The sequence below is a fragment of the Fictibacillus solisalsi genome, assembly GCF_900103485.1.
In the GTDB taxonomy this organism is placed as follows: Bacteria; Bacillota; Bacilli; order Bacillales; family Fictibacillaceae; genus Fictibacillus_C; species Fictibacillus_C solisalsi.
Map to the genome: position 1 here is coordinate 83610 of NZ_FNHW01000005.1, position 17324 is coordinate 100933.

19 protein-coding genes and 1 pseudogene are annotated in these 17324 nt (G+C 36.9%); 19 read left to right on the plus strand and 1 reads right to left on the minus strand.

The annotated features are described in order from the left end of the window. Nucleotides 1–14: 14 nt before the first annotated feature. Complete coding sequence (locus BLT53_RS21810) at nt 15–977, plus strand: Gfo/Idh/MocA family protein (protein ID WP_090238740.1); 963 nt, start codon at nt 15–17, stop codon at nt 975–977. Nucleotides 978–1483: 506 nt separating this feature from the next. After that, nucleotides 1484–1971 (plus strand): annotated as a pseudogene (locus BLT53_RS21820) (GNAT family N-acetyltransferase). Nucleotides 1972–2213: 242 nt separating this feature from the next. On the opposite strand, the gene BLT53_RS21825 reads toward BLT53_RS21820, so the two are convergent. Next, on the minus strand, nt 2214–3140 hold the full coding sequence (locus BLT53_RS21825; RefSeq protein WP_244520543.1) for an RNA polymerase sigma factor: 927 nt from the start codon (nt 3138–3140) through the stop codon (nt 2214–2216). A gap of 285 nt (nt 3141–3425) precedes the next feature. On the opposite strand from BLT53_RS21825, the gene BLT53_RS21830 reads away from it, so the two are divergent. From BLT53_RS21830 to BLT53_RS21910, 17 genes are all read left to right on the plus strand, one after another. Continuing rightward, nucleotides 3426–4982 carry a gluzincin family metallopeptidase gene (locus BLT53_RS21830; RefSeq protein WP_090238749.1) on the plus strand — a complete coding sequence of 519 codons (1557 nt, stop codon included), beginning with the start codon at nt 3426–3428 and terminating at the stop codon, nt 4980–4982. Between the two features lie 90 nt (nt 4983–5072). Continuing rightward, nucleotides 5073–5423, plus strand: coding sequence for an HAD hydrolase family protein (locus tag BLT53_RS21835; protein WP_090238752.1), 351 nt, complete (start codon nt 5073–5075; stop codon nt 5421–5423). A 2-nt stretch (nt 5424–5425) separates the two neighbouring features. Next, on the plus strand, nt 5426–6145 hold the full coding sequence (locus BLT53_RS21840) for a sugar phosphate nucleotidyltransferase (protein WP_090238755.1): 720 nt from the start codon (nt 5426–5428) through the stop codon (nt 6143–6145). Further along, nucleotides 6138–7343 (plus strand): glycosyltransferase, encoded by a 1206-nt coding sequence (locus BLT53_RS21845; protein ID WP_090238758.1) that lies wholly within the window; start codon nt 6138–6140, stop codon nt 7341–7343. Before BLT53_RS21840 ends, BLT53_RS21845 begins: the two co-directional genes overlap by 8 nt. Beyond that, nucleotides 7340–7726 carry a holo-ACP synthase gene (gene acpS / locus BLT53_RS21850; protein ID WP_090238761.1) on the plus strand — a complete coding sequence of 129 codons (387 nt, stop codon included), beginning with the start codon at nt 7340–7342 and terminating at the stop codon, nt 7724–7726. Before BLT53_RS21845 ends, acpS begins: the two co-directional genes overlap by 4 nt. 99 nt (nt 7727–7825) lie before the next feature. Continuing rightward, on the plus strand, nt 7826–8458 hold the full coding sequence (locus tag BLT53_RS21855) for a helix-turn-helix domain-containing protein (protein ID WP_090238764.1): 633 nt from the start codon (nt 7826–7828) through the stop codon (nt 8456–8458). Nucleotides 8459–8803: 345 nt separating this feature from the next. Further along, nucleotides 8804–9328 (plus strand): hypothetical protein, encoded by a 525-nt coding sequence (locus BLT53_RS21860; protein ID WP_090238767.1) that lies wholly within the window; start codon nt 8804–8806, stop codon nt 9326–9328. Nucleotides 9329–9391: 63 nt separating this feature from the next. Further along, entirely contained in the window at nt 9392–10561 is a 1170-nt protein-coding gene (locus BLT53_RS21865; RefSeq protein WP_090238770.1) for an NAD(P)/FAD-dependent oxidoreductase, read from the plus strand. Then, a complete protein-coding gene (locus tag BLT53_RS21870) occupies nt 10554–11456 on the plus strand; it encodes a PDZ domain-containing protein (RefSeq protein WP_090238774.1) in 903 nt (300 codons plus the stop codon). Before BLT53_RS21865 ends, BLT53_RS21870 begins: the two co-directional genes overlap by 8 nt. Then, entirely contained in the window at nt 11443–11682 is a 240-nt protein-coding gene (locus BLT53_RS21875; protein WP_090238777.1) for an acyl carrier protein, read from the plus strand. Before BLT53_RS21870 ends, BLT53_RS21875 begins: the two co-directional genes overlap by 14 nt. Before the next feature lie 2 nt (nt 11683–11684). Further along, nucleotides 11685–13088 (plus strand): class I adenylate-forming enzyme family protein, encoded by a 1404-nt coding sequence (locus BLT53_RS21880; RefSeq protein WP_090238779.1) that lies wholly within the window; start codon nt 11685–11687, stop codon nt 13086–13088. 35 nt (nt 13089–13123) lie between these two features. Beyond that, nucleotides 13124–13867: a class I SAM-dependent methyltransferase gene (locus tag BLT53_RS21885; RefSeq protein ID WP_090238782.1), complete on the plus strand. Its 744-nt coding sequence runs from the start codon at nt 13124–13126 to the stop codon at nt 13865–13867. Between the two features lie 5 nt (nt 13868–13872). Beyond that, entirely contained in the window at nt 13873–14271 is a 399-nt protein-coding gene (locus tag BLT53_RS21890; RefSeq protein ID WP_090238785.1) for a 3-hydroxyacyl-ACP dehydratase FabZ family protein, read from the plus strand. Nucleotides 14272–14281: 10 nt separating this feature from the next. Next, complete coding sequence (locus BLT53_RS21895; RefSeq protein WP_090238788.1) at nt 14282–14677, plus strand: ApeI family dehydratase; 396 nt, start codon at nt 14282–14284, stop codon at nt 14675–14677. 3 nt (nt 14678–14680) lie between these two features. After that, the gene (locus tag BLT53_RS21900) at nt 14681–15478 is read left to right on the plus strand and encodes an alpha/beta hydrolase (RefSeq protein WP_090238791.1); all 798 of its coding nucleotides are present in this window, start codon (nt 14681–14683) and stop codon (nt 15476–15478) included. 14 nt (nt 15479–15492) lie between these two features. Then, nucleotides 15493–16380: a serine aminopeptidase domain-containing protein gene (locus BLT53_RS21905; RefSeq protein ID WP_090238794.1), complete on the plus strand. Its 888-nt coding sequence runs from the start codon at nt 15493–15495 to the stop codon at nt 16378–16380. Further along, nucleotides 16380–17318 (plus strand): hypothetical protein, encoded by a 939-nt coding sequence (locus BLT53_RS21910; RefSeq protein ID WP_090238797.1) that lies wholly within the window; start codon nt 16380–16382, stop codon nt 17316–17318. Before BLT53_RS21905 ends, BLT53_RS21910 begins: the two co-directional genes overlap by 1 nt. Nucleotides 17319–17324: the final 6 nt, after the last annotated feature.

The window sequence follows — 17324 nt, forward strand, 5'->3', positions numbered from 1 at the left end:
GAAAGGGGGAGGAAATGATAAATAGGCTGCGTGTTGGAATTATTGGATGTGGAAAAATAACTCAAGTTCGTCATCTTCCAGAATATTTGGAGAGGAAAGATGTCGAGGTCATTGGCTTGTGCGATGAGAATCTAGAGAGAGCAACGGCCTTGGCTTCTAAATACAATATTCCCTTTGTTACCGATCGGGCCGATGACATCATTGATCATCAAGATATACAAGCTGTTTCGGTGTGCACTCCAAATATATTTCATGCAGATCAAAGTATAAAAGCTTTGAAACAAAACAAACATGTTTTAGTGGAAAAGCCAGTGGCTACATCTATCCAAGAATTAAATGAAATGTTCGACGTTGCTCGGGAGAATGATAAATTGTTAATGGTGGGGCATAATCAACGATTTGATCCTGTCCATTTGAAGGCCAAGAAGATGATTGCAGAAGGTTCTATCGGTAATATTTTGCAGTTCATTTCTAATTACCAGCATCCTGGCCCAAAGTATTGGAGTTTGGATGGAGAGAACAGTTGGTTCTTTAATCAACAACTATCTACATTTGGTGTAGTAGGAGATTTGGGAGTTCATAAGTTAGACTTAATGCAATGGATACTTGAAGATGTCTTCTCAGAATGGAAGGTACTTAAAAATAGTGTGTTAGACGATAGAGCTGTTATTTCTTTAAAGACATTAGGTGGAGTAGTAGGCTCCATCAATGTAAGCTGGAACAATCCTCTTCAAGACCATCGGACGACCATTTATGGTGATAAGGGGATTATGACTTTCGGAGAGGAACTTCAAATACTTAAAGTTGAAACGTTTGACGGAGAAATAAGTACGGTAAAAATAGAGCCCATCTTACGCCAGGATGGAAAACCGTCATCTTGTGTTATTGATCACTTTTTAGATTGCATCTTATATGGTATTACACAAGTCATTAATCCTCGCCATGTATTTAATTCACTTGAAATCATTACAAGTTAAGGAGAAGTAAAGTGAGATTACAATTACCATATGATGAACACATAGAGCTTATTAAAACGGTGCAATCACATATGAAAGAGACATACTGCATCGATCTTGGATTACTTGCAACCCAAGATCTCATTAACTTAATTTATTCCAATATTGAGTATGCTGTGATTGAGCCATTACGAAAGTCGGATCAAATCTTACAGGAGATAAAGAAACTACTATAGTAACCAAAGGCTGCTCTAATAAAGTTATAAAGGGTTCCACTTTGAGGTGCTTTTTTAAAAATAAGAACTAGAATAACAAGCCGAGTGACAAGTGAATTGGCATAAAAAGTGAAAGAAACTCGCCGGTATTTGGTGAGTTTCTTTTTGCAATAATATTCAAACGCAATTTACAGGCTAGGTTATCATAGACTTGGAGTTATTTAACTAACGGGGCAGGATAGTTGAAGAAGGAATTTCTCTAAACTCGGAAGAATTTATATTCAAAAATATGTTAAGGAGCTTGTGAATTATATGGAATCCATTAGCAAAGGCGAAGTGAATCTACGAGATATCACAGAGGAAGATCTTCCTATCTTTTTTGAACAACAACTAGATTCAACGGCGAACTATATGGCTGCCTTTACAGCTAAAGACCCCACTGATAAGGACGCATTTTTTGACCATTGGACAAAAATTATCGCTGACGAGACCATCACAATTAAGACTATATTATTCAATGACATTGTCACTGGGTCTCGAACTTTGAACAGTTCGGCGAACCCGAAGTAAGCTACTGGATTGGGAAGGAATATTGGGGTCAAGGTATTGCAACTAAAGCGTTGTCAGAGTTTCTGGAGCATATTGAAGTACGCCCGCTCTATGCACGTGCCGCTAAAGATAACCTCGCCTCCATCAGGGTATTGGAAAAATGCGGGTTTAAAATCATCTCTGAAGATAAGGGTTTTTCCAACGCAAGAGGCAAGGATGTGGAAGAATTTATTTTGAAGCTTGAACCTTGAACCTTATGATATGTTTAATACCCGTAATATGATTGGATCGGTTCTTGACTAAGAAACCTTCTGTTGTTTAACTAACGGGTGCTTTAGTTGAAGAGTAAGATAAGAAAGGACCTCAAATCCACTGGATATTGAGGTCCTTTCTTATCTTATTAGGGACAAGGCTTTTTATACAAGGCTTTTTATACATTACTTATTATATGGATTGACGACTAGCTTGTACTCTTAAGACTAGCCATTCTTTTTCAACGCCAATCTACCGGAGGCTTTTCCAATTGCAGCGGGATACCTAGTTCTTTTGCCGCTTCACTCATTAATTCTTTACAGAAGAAATAACTTTTATGAAAAACAATCTTGTCTTCAAAAACTTCTTGATAGTTAATATCGTGAAGCTCGTAGATATCATCTTTTTTTGCTAATACAATGTTTACTTCTTTTCCCCATAACATTATTCTCTTGCCTAAATGTCCAGGAAGCCCAAATCGAAGGGAACCGTTACGAACTTCCTGTTTTGAAAATTCCCTGAATCCAGGCGATACGTCATATTCTACTGTTTCTGTCATCAAATTGAGAAGTCCTTCAACATCAGAGGTGTTGAAATATACAAGATACTTATCGAGTATAGATTCTGAAGAGGATTCCGGTTCCCTTATTTTTACTTCTTTCTTAATAGGGGTTTTTAATTTCTTTCGAGATCTATGTAAAGAGGTGTAAATAGCGCTTTCAGACATATTTGTCATGCTAGCAACCTCTGTTCCGGTAAATGAGAAGACATCAAGTAATAAAAAAATTGTTGCTTGTTTCGGTGTAAGGTTTAATAACAAAGATTCAAGGGCTTCCCGAATTTCAAAATCAGATAACTTACTTTCGTCAGAAAGATCTTCTTCTATGGCGAAATATTCAAGTTCCTTTTTCTGCTTTCTTAAATGATCGATCCAATTATTGGTCGCTATTCGAAACAGATAGGCTTTTGGATCCATAGCATTCCATACTTGTGTTAAAGAAGTAAAGGCTTTCAATAAGGTTTCTTGAAAGAGGTCTTCTCCTTCCCATGGAGAACCTGTAATGTATTTACAATATCTCCATAAATCGATTTTATATGGTTGAATGGTCGAATCAAATTCCATATGAATTTTCCGTGTTTCAGTGATGACGTCATCGATTGTATTCATCCCCACTTCTATCCCTCCTTTTTCCTTCATGAACTAAGTATAAAAGAATCTATTTTACAATTAAAGCAATTCTGAAAAAAAACAGGATAATACAACCAGAGACGGAAAAAGTCTTCTATGAGTTTTCCTTCATTCCCTATATTGTCTAATCACATCACTCGGGAGACATACCTTTTGCGGATGACCTTTATTGGGTAAACTCACGAGTTTTTTAAACAAATAAAGCAGAGAAAAAAACACTGAAAGTTTCTTATACTGAACAAAAGATTGATTGGAGACATTGGTATGTATACTAATATAAGTTCCAAGCTTTCCTCAATTACTAAAGCTTTACATACTCAGTATAAACAATATATGTATGCACTTTGGATGACAACAACAAATGATCAAAGTTGGAAAAGTAAACTAAATGAAGAACGGAAGAAGTACAACCAAATATTACTTAGTGACACTATCGCTACACTGACTCAAAGTTCAGGAACTTCTGATATGGATTACTCAATCTTGCGCCAAATTTCAGCATTGAAGAATGAGGGACTTGAAGTGTCGTATGATGTATCGTGCCAAGAAGATTATATGGAGCTCGTGAATAACATAACCTCTAAAACATTTACATACAAAACCTTGTTTAAAGGGAGCGAATTGGATGAAAATGAAGCCTTAACCCTTTTACAAAACAGTACCGATAGTATACAACGAGAACAACTTTGGATGAATAAAATGAAGCTGGGTGATGCAATTGAGGGAGACCTGTTAGAGCTTGTTTCCATAAGAAATAAGCTAGCTCAATCGAAGGGGTTTTCTCATTTCTATGAGTTAAAACTAAAGAGTCAAGAACTTGAAATGGATGATCTCACAAACCTTATTCAAAAATTGAAAAGGAACTTAGATGAAACTTATGTTTTTATAAAAACTCAAATGGATAACGAGTTAAAAGATAAATTTGATTTGCAAAAAGATCCTATGCCTTGGCATTATAATCAACCGTTTTTCAATGGAACACAAGACAAAAGGTTAACCAAAGACAAGGTGGTAGAGTCTTTAAACGTTTGGTTTTCAGACAAAGGATTTAATATACAGGACATAATTAGACAAAGTAAATTTTCATCCAACCCAAATCCATCTAGAGAGAATTTTTGTCTCAATGTGGATCGAGAAGAAGATATACGCCTTTCAATTCATTTTAAACAAGATCAGGAATCTGTAGCTCTTTTGTTACATGAATTAGGTCATGCATTGTACGAGTTCAATTTTTCCCCTAGCGTCCCCTTCATTTTAAGAAAAGCCTCTCAACCCTTTATCAGTGAGGCTGTCGCTTTGTTTTTTGAGAGATTAGCTTATAAAAAAAGCTGGTTCACCTCAACCATTGGCCCAACCACCTCATTTGCGCCTTTTATTCAATCAAAACAATATTTTATTAATACCTTATTTCGGCTTTATGAAGCCATTTCCATTACAGCCTTCGAATATGAATTATATGCAAACCCCTCTCAAAACCTGAATAAGCTTTGGTGGGATATTGTGGAGGAAACGCAGCAGCTGAGAAGACCCGCTGATTGGAATCATGCCTATTGGGCAAACAATATCCAGTTAACAACATTGCCCGCTCATTCCTCTCATTCTCTTTTTGGTGAGGTACTAGCGTCACAGTTTCATGTATTGTTGCTTCGAATGTTTGGTGATTCTGCAAATGATGAAAGTCTTCAGTTTTTAAAAGAAAATATCTTTAGAAAAGGAAACTCTGTGTACTGGAAAAGATTATTGTTTGATGCATTTAAGAGCGATATTATGCCTGAGTACCTCATAAATGAAATAAATAATAACATTAAGGATGAATCGTAATATCATTTGAAAAAAGTTAATCTGCACAATAGAAATAAACATCAGTTGTCGTTACTTTAATGTAACGGTATTAAGGAGGAAATGAGATTAATGAGAATCGTTGTTGATTTAGATGGGACCATCTGTGAATTAAAGCAATCAGGTGAAAATTACCAAGATGTTAAGCCAAAAGTAAATGCTATTAAAACACTTCATGCGTTAAAAGATCAGGGGCATGAAATTGTGATATATACGGCTCGGAGAATGAGGACTCATTCCGGAAATGTTGGCAAAGTGACCGCGGACATTGGTGATCTCACCATTGCATGGCTTAAGAAGTACGATGTTCCTTATGATGAGTTAGTGTTTGGGAAACCTTATGGCCACGTTTATATAGATGACCTTGCCTTAAGATTTACAAATTGGGATGATATCCAACATCAAATTCATAAAGGAGTTTAATCATGAACATTGTAATTCCTTTGGCTGGAAAAGGAGAACGCTTTAAAAAAGAAGGATATTCCACTCCTAAAATTCTAGTAGACGTTATGGGGGTTCCAATGTTTTATTGGGCCTTACGAAGTATTGAACCTCTCCTAAAAAAGTTCCCTCCCACTTTTGTGTGTCTCCGAGAACATTTGAAAACAACCGATTTAAAAAGAAAAATTTATGAATATTGCCCCAATGCCATAATAATTGAGTGTAGTACGCCTACTAATGGACAAGCAGAGTCCGTTTTACAAGCACAGCTATTTTTAGATCAGACTAAACCCTTATTGGTATTCAATGGGGATACCTTTCAAATGGCGCCTTATTTTGAGAAAAGTTTAATGGATGCAGCTAAGGAAGGAGTGATTTTTACCTTTAAATCTGAAAACCCAGCCTATAGCTATGTTGACGTAGATCAAAGCCTTAGGGTTAACAGGATCAAAGAAAAAACAGTCATTTCTACAAATGCTTGTACAGGCCTGTATTATTTCCCACAAACTAATAGGTTTATGGATTATACCCATCAACGATTAGCGCAAAAAGAAACTAAAGGAGAGATTTATATCTCACATATAATTCAGGATTTAATTTCTCACGGTGACGTCTTTGTTGAATCGGAGGTAGAAATTTGTTTTCCTTTGGGGACACCTAGTGAACTAAAGAAATTTATCCATGAGGGGGGTTATAATGTTTGACTATAAAATTTTTATTGGATTAAGTGGAGGTTTAGGTCCAGTTACTCGAACATTCCCAATCGCTGAGGAATTTAAGAATGCCGGAGCCGAAGTCTGCTTTAGTGTTTATGATGATAACGCTAGTAAATACTTGCGGAAATCGGGGTATCGAGTTTTTATTGATGACGACCAAACCTCACCTGACTCCCAATTTACCATTGAGCCCAGTTCTGTTTTTTATAATTTGGATCATTACTTTGCTCAAATGGGCTTTCTGGATCCCAAATTCACGAAAAAGTGGATTATGAATCGTATAAAGATGATACAAACTTATAAGCCCCATCTCATCGTCACAGATTTGAGCCCACATACAATGATTGCTGCCAAATACTTAAAAATACCCACGTTATCCCTCGTACAGAGTTGCCTACATCCTGATGGATTACCATTTCAAGGTGAGGTACCCCGAAACCTTCCTAAAGTAACGCCTGTTTTTAATCAAATATTAGATCAATTAGGACTAACACCAATAAATTGTATGGAAGATTTATGTATAGGGGATAAAACCATTGTGCCTAGTTTCCCAGAGATCGATCCAATTAACAATTCAACAGTCGAATATGTGGGGCCCATCGACTCGAACTTTTTACAGTATAAATCCAATCATCACTTTAAGGGCAACTATATCCTCGTTTACCCTGGGCGGCTTAGAGATTCAGCGGGTGATACGGGTATTAAAATTGTGGAAAAGGTCATCAAGGCTAGCAGACAATTGACAGATCAAGAATTTATCCTCGTTACAAATGAATCATTAACAGCGCTCTCCTTAACCCCCCCTAAAAATGTCAAGGTGATTCCTAGTTACACCACACACATGTTGCAAAATGCTTCATTGTTTATTCATCATGGCGGCCATGGAAGTTGCCTTTCATCCATTAAATATAGAGTTCCTTCTCTCATTCTTCCCACACATAGTGAACGTTATTTCAATGCCAAAAGAATAAGTCAACTGGGTGTTGGCGATTATATGTTACCAAATATAGTGACAGATGAGCATTTTGTAAAAATGGTTAAGTATATGATTAGTGATACATCTTATTCAGTAAATTTACGAGATTACAATATTAAGGTAGCAAACAGAAAATATAAAGGGGAACGACGCGCTTTTGATATAGCAAATACCGTTCTGAAAAGAAAACAGAAGAGGGAATCTCAATGATATTTGGTGTAGGGATTGATTTACAAGAACTAAAACAGTTTCAGAAAGTGGTCGATAGAAGAGAGGAAGCTTTTTTACAGAAAGTATTTACAGAGCGGGAATTAAAGTACTCTAAACAAAAGAATTTTATTCAATCATTGGCAGGACGTTGGGCTGTAAAGGAAGCCTTTTTAAAGGCTATGGGAACGGGGATTCAAAACATGAGAGCTCTCAAAGAAATTGAAATTATAAACCTTCATGGTGGCAAGCCCTATATAAACCTAACAGGCGAACTTAAAACAAAATGTACCGTACTGAATATAAAAATTGATGCTAGTATTTCCCATTCAAAGGACTATGCGACGGGCATGGTGGTACTAAGCAGAGATAAAAGTTTTGGTTGAACTCCATCTCATTCAGATGGTGACTCACGGTCTTTAATTACGATTATAAATTAGTAAGGTGTGAACAAACTGAAGATACTTATTGTTTTAGATGCTAGTATGACTCCATTAGATCTTCAAAGGGAAAGTGAAATCTTAGAAATTAACCAAGTCAAGACCGCAGAACAATTTGATGAGTTAGTTCTGAAAGTTAAAAAAAATACTTTCTATACTATGGTGGTTTTTCTCTCAGCAAACCAATCTCTACCCGCAGATTGGATGTTAAATAAATTTACAAAGACCCCTTATGTGGTCTTTATCGGTATAAAAGAAAAAAAATTACTTTCCATCTATAACTACTTGGAAACAGTGGGGATAATGTCGACAGTGAAATCTTCCGATCAAAAGTATGATAATCTTCTTCCGTCAATTATTAATTATTTACATGAAAATATTCATGACAGTTCATTCAATTTATTAACTGTTTCAAATCAATTTAATATTAGTTCATCTTATCTATCAAAAATTTTCAAAAAATACTATGGAATAGGTTTCAAGCAATATTTAATTAGGCAACGAATAAACAAAGCTAAGTTAATGCTACAATATGGGTTTTCCGTAACCTATACTTGCGAAAAAGTAGGCTATGGAGACTTAACGCATTTTTCAAAAACGTTTAAAAAGATGGAGGGAATCAGTCCTTTAAACTATAAGAAGCAATTCTACTTAGATAAAAATGAGTACGAAAAATAGAAAAGTTACAGGATCATCATGAGATTCAGACTACGCTTATTTTGTCTTGCCTTTTAGAATTTTTAAGACGTGTGTATTAAAATGCTATTCAATGTTGTCCCCTTATTTCTCCTCACTTTACCATACCTGCAAACTAATGGATCTCTTATCCTGAATCTTAAATTTGTTACTTACAGGTCATTTTCTTACTTTCCGATTAGAGATTGTCCTTTTTTTAGCAGTCTTTGCGAGAAAAAGTGAACATAAAAAAACTAAACTCAACCCATTTAAAACAGAGCGGCCACTCTCCTCAATATGACATGATAGAAGTGTTCCGGGACACCAATAAACAAGGAGGGTATTTAATTGAAAAACTTAAAAAAGGCAGTAAAAAAGAAGTTATCACTTGAAACATCTACAAGTCGTACCATTTTAGAATTGGTAGATGGACGTCGTGAAGAATTGGTTTTTAATCAAGTACGTCCGACCGAATTTACAGTTAGCGATTCAAATTTCAGCATTAAGTCTGGAGTAAATGTTGAAATTGAAATTGAAAACGTTGATTTGGAAGCTGCTTCAAAAACTCTTTGGCCTGGTGCACAAATTCGAGTGCGCGGTGGTCTTAATGGACAAGGAGCACCAATTAAAGCACATGCAACGATTCCTGCTAACAAGGTAATTGTTGACGGGGTAGATGCAGAATCTTTCCTATACTGGGTTATTGAAACGCCAGAAGGAAATTTCCATAACAAACAACCTATCCATATGAAAGGCCATATTACGGGTCTTCCTCCAAAAGATGCAACATTCAATTCTCAGGACGTTGTTCCAATTTTTGATGCTAACGATCAACAAGTGGGTACACTCTACAGCTGCTTGCAATCCAACTAATGGAATAAAAGGATAAAGGGTCATATTTATGACCCTTTATTTTTCAAAAGGAGTTTATTACTCATGTATGACCTCATAATTGTTGGGGCCCGCTGTGCAGGATCTTCTTTAGCAATCTTTCTCGGAAGGCTAGGTTATAACATACTTTTAGTGGACCGTGCTGCACAAATAGGGCCGACGTTATCCACACATATTATCGGTGAGATTGATGTTTATAAACATTTACGAATAGAAAAGAAAATGATCAACAGTGGAGCTCCTTTTCTTACAAGATTTCGTGTCAATGTTGACAGCCATCTATTTGAATCAGATCTTATTGTTACGGAAAGAGCAATCAGCGTCAGACGAGAATTACTCGATTCCTATTTAATGGATGAGGTGAAAAAACTTCCGAACGTACAGGTTGAGTTAGCTGTTAACATCAAGGATGTAATAAAGAGTAGCGGGCAAATCACTGGCGTTATCGCATTCGATGAAAGTGGGAACGAGAAAAGGTATTATGGGAAAGTTGTGGTTGGGGCTGATGGCCGCAACTCTACAATTGCCTCTCTCACAAATGCAGGAATAGAACAACAAAGCTCCATTGAGGAATTAGCCGTAATGTATGGCTATTTGTCAGGCATACAGCCTCTTTCAGTAGGAACCATCGAATGGTATTGGACGAAGGACTTGATTGCGATTTGCAATCCAATAGATAAAGGAAAACACTGTGTTGCACTTATGTTCCATCCTTCACACTTTAAAGAATGGTGTAATAGAGATGAATTTAGCCGTAGGATATCCAAGCTAAAAATGTTGTCATCTCGTATCACCAAACTATCCATGGACGGGAATTTAAAGGGTATCAAACGTATCAATAGTTACATCAAAAATACTCATGGTGATGGGTGGGTTCTCGCCGGTGATGCATGTGCTAATATCCATCCAATTAGTGGTGTAGGTATAGACAATGCGATATGCATCTCAGAAGTGTTAGCCATTCAGCTCGACCAATTTCTTCAGTACAAAAAGAGCTGGACCGAGGCCATGATGGAATATAAGAAATATAGAGATGATAGAGTATATCCTCAGTTTTTTGCCTCACAAAAGACACAAGCCCTCCATCAAACCGTCATTTCAGAATCCCAAAATAACGCTGCAAGTATGCTATGCACTTTTCCGAGTTTAGCCAAAAATTTAACCATTAAGTCTGAAGCTATTCTTCAAATTTTACAGGAGGACGAACATGAATAAACAAACTTATTTTCAAATCGAGACATATCTGGAGGCACCGATTGAACAAGTGTGGTGGTCTGTATCTACCCCTGAAGGTATGAATACATTTCTTACTTATAAATCCGGATCTTCAGGAGATGCCTCTTCTCCCAAGGTGGGGGATCGGTTTTTTCTAAATTACGGAGATATTGAAAATGAACAAATCGTTTTGGAGTATACAGAAAATCAAGCTTTTAAGGTGTTTGATTCATATAAATCGATTTCTCCAGATGGGTCAGTTCAAGAATTTAAAGTGGTAACCAGAACGACTCTTGAACAACTTGATGAAACGTTTGTAAAACTAACATTGTCTGTAAATGGATTTAGTCTAGATACTTTCGGCCAATGGTTTAAAGAATGTATGAAATTTGGTTGGCAACGTTCCATGATGAGCTTAAAATCCGTTCTTGAGTTAGGTATGGATTTAAGAACACCTTTGTTCAGCTATCCACGCTTGGGGATTCTAAATTGTACGATCAATGAAGAACAAAGAGTGCTTACAGGTTGCCAAGAGGCAGGAAATTATCTTCTTGAAGTATTTCCTAATAGTCCTGCCTCCCGCGCTGGCCTGAACAAAGGCGATGTTATTCTCTCGGTCGGAGGTAAGCCAACAGGGAATTACGAAGAATTTGTAAAAACCATTTCTTCCTATGGTGAAAAATTGGATAATGTGCAAATTACCTTTTTTAGTGACGGACAAGTACGTACCTCAGTAGTTAACTTTTCATTAGAAGACATATTCACAGGGCTCGTAGATACAGAGAACGAATCGTTCAAAGACATTAAGGAGAAAAGGGAGATGTTAGCGAAGCAACGTTCATCATCTGATTCTTTATGGACAGGTAAAGGAGATGATCAACATGAGCATTGCTAATGAATTATACGAATTGATGAGCCAACGGCATTGTGGTGTTCTTCCTGTGGAAGACATTCACGAAAATTTGACAATATTTGAGGCTGGTTTTGATTCTTTAAGGTTTATGGAGCTGGTGGTTCTCATTGAAGAGCGTTTCTCCATCGAGTTCCCGGATGATCTTTTAGATATAAACAGTGAAACGACGATTAAGGATATTGTTTTAAGAATTAACCAACTGGTGTAATCATGAGAGCAATTGACCGTATTCTAAGCACCGATCCTGAAAAGGTGTGTGTGAAAATTGAAAATGGTTTATCTATTACGTATCAACAAATTAAGGAAATTACCAAAGCAAATCAATCAATCTTAAAAGCAATCAAACGGAAAAAAAGTGGGCAACCGGCAATAGTCGTTGATATTTCGATAGGGTGGAAGCTCATCCCGGTTTTTTTGGCATGTTTTCTTGAAAAACTAACATTAGTTCCGGTAGACAGGTTGCGTAGTCCTAATTTAACTCACTTTATTCACCAGCAGTTTCCAGATGTTCATTTTGGACCAGATGATTTTAACAGCGAAGGGGAAATGAAGGATGAAAAAAACCTTCAATATCTAACCCATTATAAAGAACTTAAGGAAGTAGCTTTCGTCCTATATACTTCTGGAACAACTAGCAATCCAAAAGGTGTAATGTTAACTTACGACAACATTTTAATAAATGCTGAACAGATAAAAGACCGGCTGAAATTAAAAGAATCAGATTGTCTCTTAGTGGCAAGACCTTTATCCTATGCTTCTTCTATCACGGGAGAGATTTTTGCAGGGTTGCTTGCAGGGAGTTCCTTTTTATTCAAAGCCCCCTCGTCTTCACCGCTACGAATTATCAACCACGTAAAACAACATAATGTGTCAATCCTCTTTCTAACCCCGTCGCTTACTTTAAAACTTCTTGAACTACGTTCATTTCTCGAATTAACAAGATTAAAAGCAATTGTTTTAAGTGGGGAAATCCTTTATACTGGCCAGTTTCAAATTATTAGAGCAGGACTTCCGAAAACAGTCGCTATCTATAATGGATATGGTCTAACCGAGGCGTCTCCACGAGTAGCTATTCATAAGATTGATACGGAATCATTCGTCGAAGGGTGTGTAGGTGTACCCCTGAATGGAATCAAAATCAAAATTCTTGATGAAGTGGGTAGAAAGCTTCCTGATCAGTCAAAAGGAGTTTTGCACATCAAAGGACCTAACATAATGAAGGGGTATTTAAAACAAAAGAAATTAACCCGTGAAGTAAAAAAGAATGGATGGCTAAATACAAATGATCTTGCAGAGATAAGGAATAAGCAGCTCATTATACATGGGAGAGCAGACAATACCATTATTCGACATGGTATGAACATTCAATTAGAAGAGATTGAGTCTTTACTAAATGCTAGTCCTTTCGTCAATGAATCGGTAGTCATTAAACGTGAATCTGAGAATAAGAAAGTAACTCTTGAAGCATGGATTGTTCCAAGTTCCACTTACCAAATGTCCTTGCTACAAAAGGAAATTCATAGTTGGGATCAAAAGTTATGGCCGGATAAAATAGTGTTAAAACAAGAAATGCCGAAAACTCAGACGGGTAAGCTGAGAAGAACAGGAAATTAATTGACAAAATATAAAAAAAGGAAACAGGTGAGTAAATGGAAAAATGGAAGACATTCTTTTCTTCAGACTATTTAACATTTTCAGAAGAAATCCTAACATCGGAACGAACAGACTTTGAAATCGAATTTATTTTGAGACAATTAAACCTAAAACCGGGAGCTAAAATCCTTGATTTAGGCTGCGGACAGGGAAGGCTTTCTATCCCCCTTGCTCAAAGGGGATTTACAATTACTGGGTTAGATGGAGCGAAAGACCTTTTGAAGGAAGCAAAACGAAGAGCAGAAGAGTATAACGTAGACATTGAATTTATCCATTGTGATATGCGAGAAATGAGCTTTATTGAGGAATTTGATGCTGTAATCAATTTCGGAACGGCTTTTGGGTACATCGAGTCACAAAAAGATGACCAAATGATATTAGAAAAAGTTCATCAAGCGCTTAAACCGAATGGTCTATTTATTCAGGATCTTGAAAACAGAGAAGCTAAAGTTAAAAACTTGTCTAAACAAACATGGTACCACATGAATAATAAGCTGGTTTGGAGTAATCGAAATTTCGATTATGTCTCAGGTCGTTGGAACGAAGTGATCAAATGGTATGAAGACGGAGCTGAGAAACAATCCATTTTAAATTTAAGACTTTATACCTCATCAGAAATCATTCATATGAATGAAAATGCCGGTTTAGCTCTCAAGGATCTATTCGGTTTTTTTGATGGACAAGCTTACTCTGCAGAAAGTCCTCGTATGATCTTAAAACTGCAAAAAAACCAACGGTAATCTCAATGGATTATTTAAGCCTGCTACCTCATGAGTATCCTCTGCGTTTAGTTGATAAGGTAGAACTCTATAAGCCAGGGGAAGAATTAGTTTCGAAATATGATACCCGTCATCTTAAGTGGTTATCGATAAAAACCCCTATTCCCGAGACCATCCTTATGGAAGGAATGGCTCAAAGCGCAGTAATATTTACACAATTGGAAACCCGTCCATTACAAAATGATGAATTTCCAGTATTAGGTGCCATTAATGCAACTATGCTATCGCAGGTTGAACCCGGTCAATTGATAACGTATAACATTAAACCGCTTAGATTGCTTCAAGATCAAGCATTAATTGAAGGAAGTATTTGGGTAGATCAGCGAAGGATTTTAAAAGGAACTCTAACGGTAGGTATCTCATAGGAGCGTCAAAATGAAACTTGGAGAACATTTTCCCAAACCATGGTGTCTGATAGATAAATTTTATGGCATGAATGCCTCTAATCGAATCGAGAGCAGTAAATTTATTAGTTACAGTGACTTTTTTCTTCTTGGGCATTTTAAAAATTATAGTGTCTACCCTGGTATTTTAATGATCGAAGGGATGAAACAGACATTGATTATGGCGGATCGACAACAATTGATTCAGTTGAAGAATTATACGCTTCAGGATATCCAATCAAGATTTCTTAAACCACTTATTCCAGGTAGTATTATTCGCTATTCGCTTTATCAAGAAGAAAGGGCGGGGCAGCTTTGTTTTAAAGGGACTGGTGAGGTCGATGGAACTGTCATTGTAAGGGGAAAACTGATTTATCAAAAGGAGTAACATATGGCGATTGAAAAGTTTGTTGAACTTGAAGATCAAGGAAAGTTAGCTGGTATTTTACATATACCTGACGGTCTCCAATCTCCTTGTCCATTGGTTATTTATTGTCCAGGGAAGAACGGAGAGCGATATGAAGTACACCGTCTTGCCGTGAAGTTTGCAAGACACCTCGCAGACCAAGGTATAGCCACCCTTCGCTTTGATTATTATGGCATGGGACTTAGTGACGGGTTCTATCACGATATGACCACTACAACAAAGGTATCGAACATTGAAGCGGCGTATCGTTATGCAAAAAACCTTGAATTTGTGGATCAAAACAAAATGGCGTATCTGGGTTTTAGTGACGGGGCTAGAATGGCTCTCATGGCTGCTAACCGTACAAACGTTACTAACCTTTTAATTTGGAGTCCACTTTTTAATGAATATGGTGGCAACTATCCTAATGCTAAAAAGCCACGTTTTACCAGGCATAAAACACATTCAAATAAATTGGTAATGCCGTGGGCAGGTTTATGGAACAGTCTTGATTTTTATAAAGATCTTCAAGGGATAAATATTCTTCAAGAATTAAACCAGTATGTAGGAAACTCTTTACTTGTATTCGGTGGAAACGACCCGTTGGTGGCAGAAGAAAAAGAACATCTTGATACCTCGGCCATCGCTTTATATCAAAATGATGGTTTACATCGAACACATACGATTCCCGACGCAGGTCATTTATTCACTTCAGAATCATTAGAACAACAATTGATGGAAGTATCGGGTGCTTGGCTACAAGAACATCTAATGGATCTATAAGGGGCTGAAGACGTTTGTGGAAACAACATAAATTTGGTGAAAAGAAAGAGATCTACGGTTTGATAGAGCACGGAAGTAGAGAGTGTGATACATTAACCGTATTTTTTCCTGGGCTAGGTCAGGCTATGAGTGAAAAAAACTACTTATTTTCAAATCTTCGAAAAGTCTTAGCTGAAAGTGGACAGACTTGTGTTCAGTTTGATTACCGTGGTCATGGAGACAGTTTCGGGGAGCTAGGCGATTATTCCCTGCAAACAATGATTGAGGATGGACTTATGGTCATGCAAGATTGTTATATTCAATTCAGACCAAAAACGATATACCTCATTGGGAATGGAATAGGATCTTTTGTTGCCAGCAGACTAAGCAGGTTAAGCTGGAAGTATTTTTCTATTCAGGCAAAAGTAATTTGCATTTCACCCCCTTTATTTCAGTATCCAAAAGCCTCGGATTTATTTTCAAAGGAATCTTTGGCAGCACTAGAACAAAATGGAGCGGTAGATTCTCAAGTCTTGATACCGGGATATGATTATTATACTCTTAGTGATTTTGATAATTCTCAATATGAGTTTGTTACTTCATTAGGTGGCCATATGCTCTATTTACATGGACAAAAACTATCGTATGAACTGATTCGAGAACTGGATCAATTTGATTTGAAGGAGGAGCTAAGGACTGTTACCGATGTATCTGTATTATTGGGTGAACACGATACTGAAGGGTTGAGACTAATAAAGAGTCTCCCAAATGCTAAAGTCTATATACTCAATGATGTGAAATATTTTTATCAACACCCTGTGGCCATGGACGAAGTGGTTGAAAAGGTTATCAAACTAGTTAAACAACAAACTTCTTGTTTGATTACAAAGCCCATGCATACCGTTGATCAGGGTGATAAGTGATGGGATTATCCATAAAGGAACTTTCCATGTTTGATTTAAATTATCTGGATTGCAGCAAAAGTCAGTATGTGAGTTATTTAAAGCATAAGGGTTTCCCAGTCGAGGCATTATATTATAGCTGTTTAGATACCTCAGATGAAATCTATGAGCAAATCATCAATCAAAAGAAATCAAGGTGGATCTATGACGAGTTAGGATTTCAACATGAGGATTGGACATTAATCGGTGTGAGAAAGAGGAACGTCTATGCAGAATCATTAGACTCATTAAGGCATGGGATCAATCGTCTCACCGAGGAAGGTAAAGTGGTTTTCGTATCGGTCGAAGTATTTCATGTCCCCCATCGTCACCTCACCTACCAGAAAGAAAAATCTCCCCATTCTCTAATGATTAATGGTATAGCGCCGGATGGTGAAATTTATATTTTAGATGAAACGGCTCCTGTATTCTCACATTTCAAATACCCTTTGTCGTTGTTGGAACAATGTTACCAGGAAGGAACGGGATTTCGATATATTACATTTTTTGAGGAGATGGAGAAATGCCCGATAAAAGACATTCAACAAGAAGCCAACCGTTTGTTCAATCGACATTTGGATAGGTTTGATGACACCCATATACTTCATAAGTATCTCCTTCAATTCTTGGTTACCCAGGGGGACATTGATTTTATAAATACTTTAAAACAATTAAGTGCTGCCTATACACTACAATCTGGTTCGAGAGAGATGTTTTCAAAATTTTTAACGTTTATCAATATGGACAAAGCGGTCGTGGAAAAAGCCATAACCTCATCTGAGATGGCGAACCAAATTAGGAACAGTTTAAATAAAGCAATTCTTCGTGGAAAGCTAAAAAGTGAAATGCTAACGAAAAAGGTACTAGAACTTATTTGTATTGAACAGGATTTGGTTTCTCAACTAAAAGCAAGGAGGTGAGTTCCA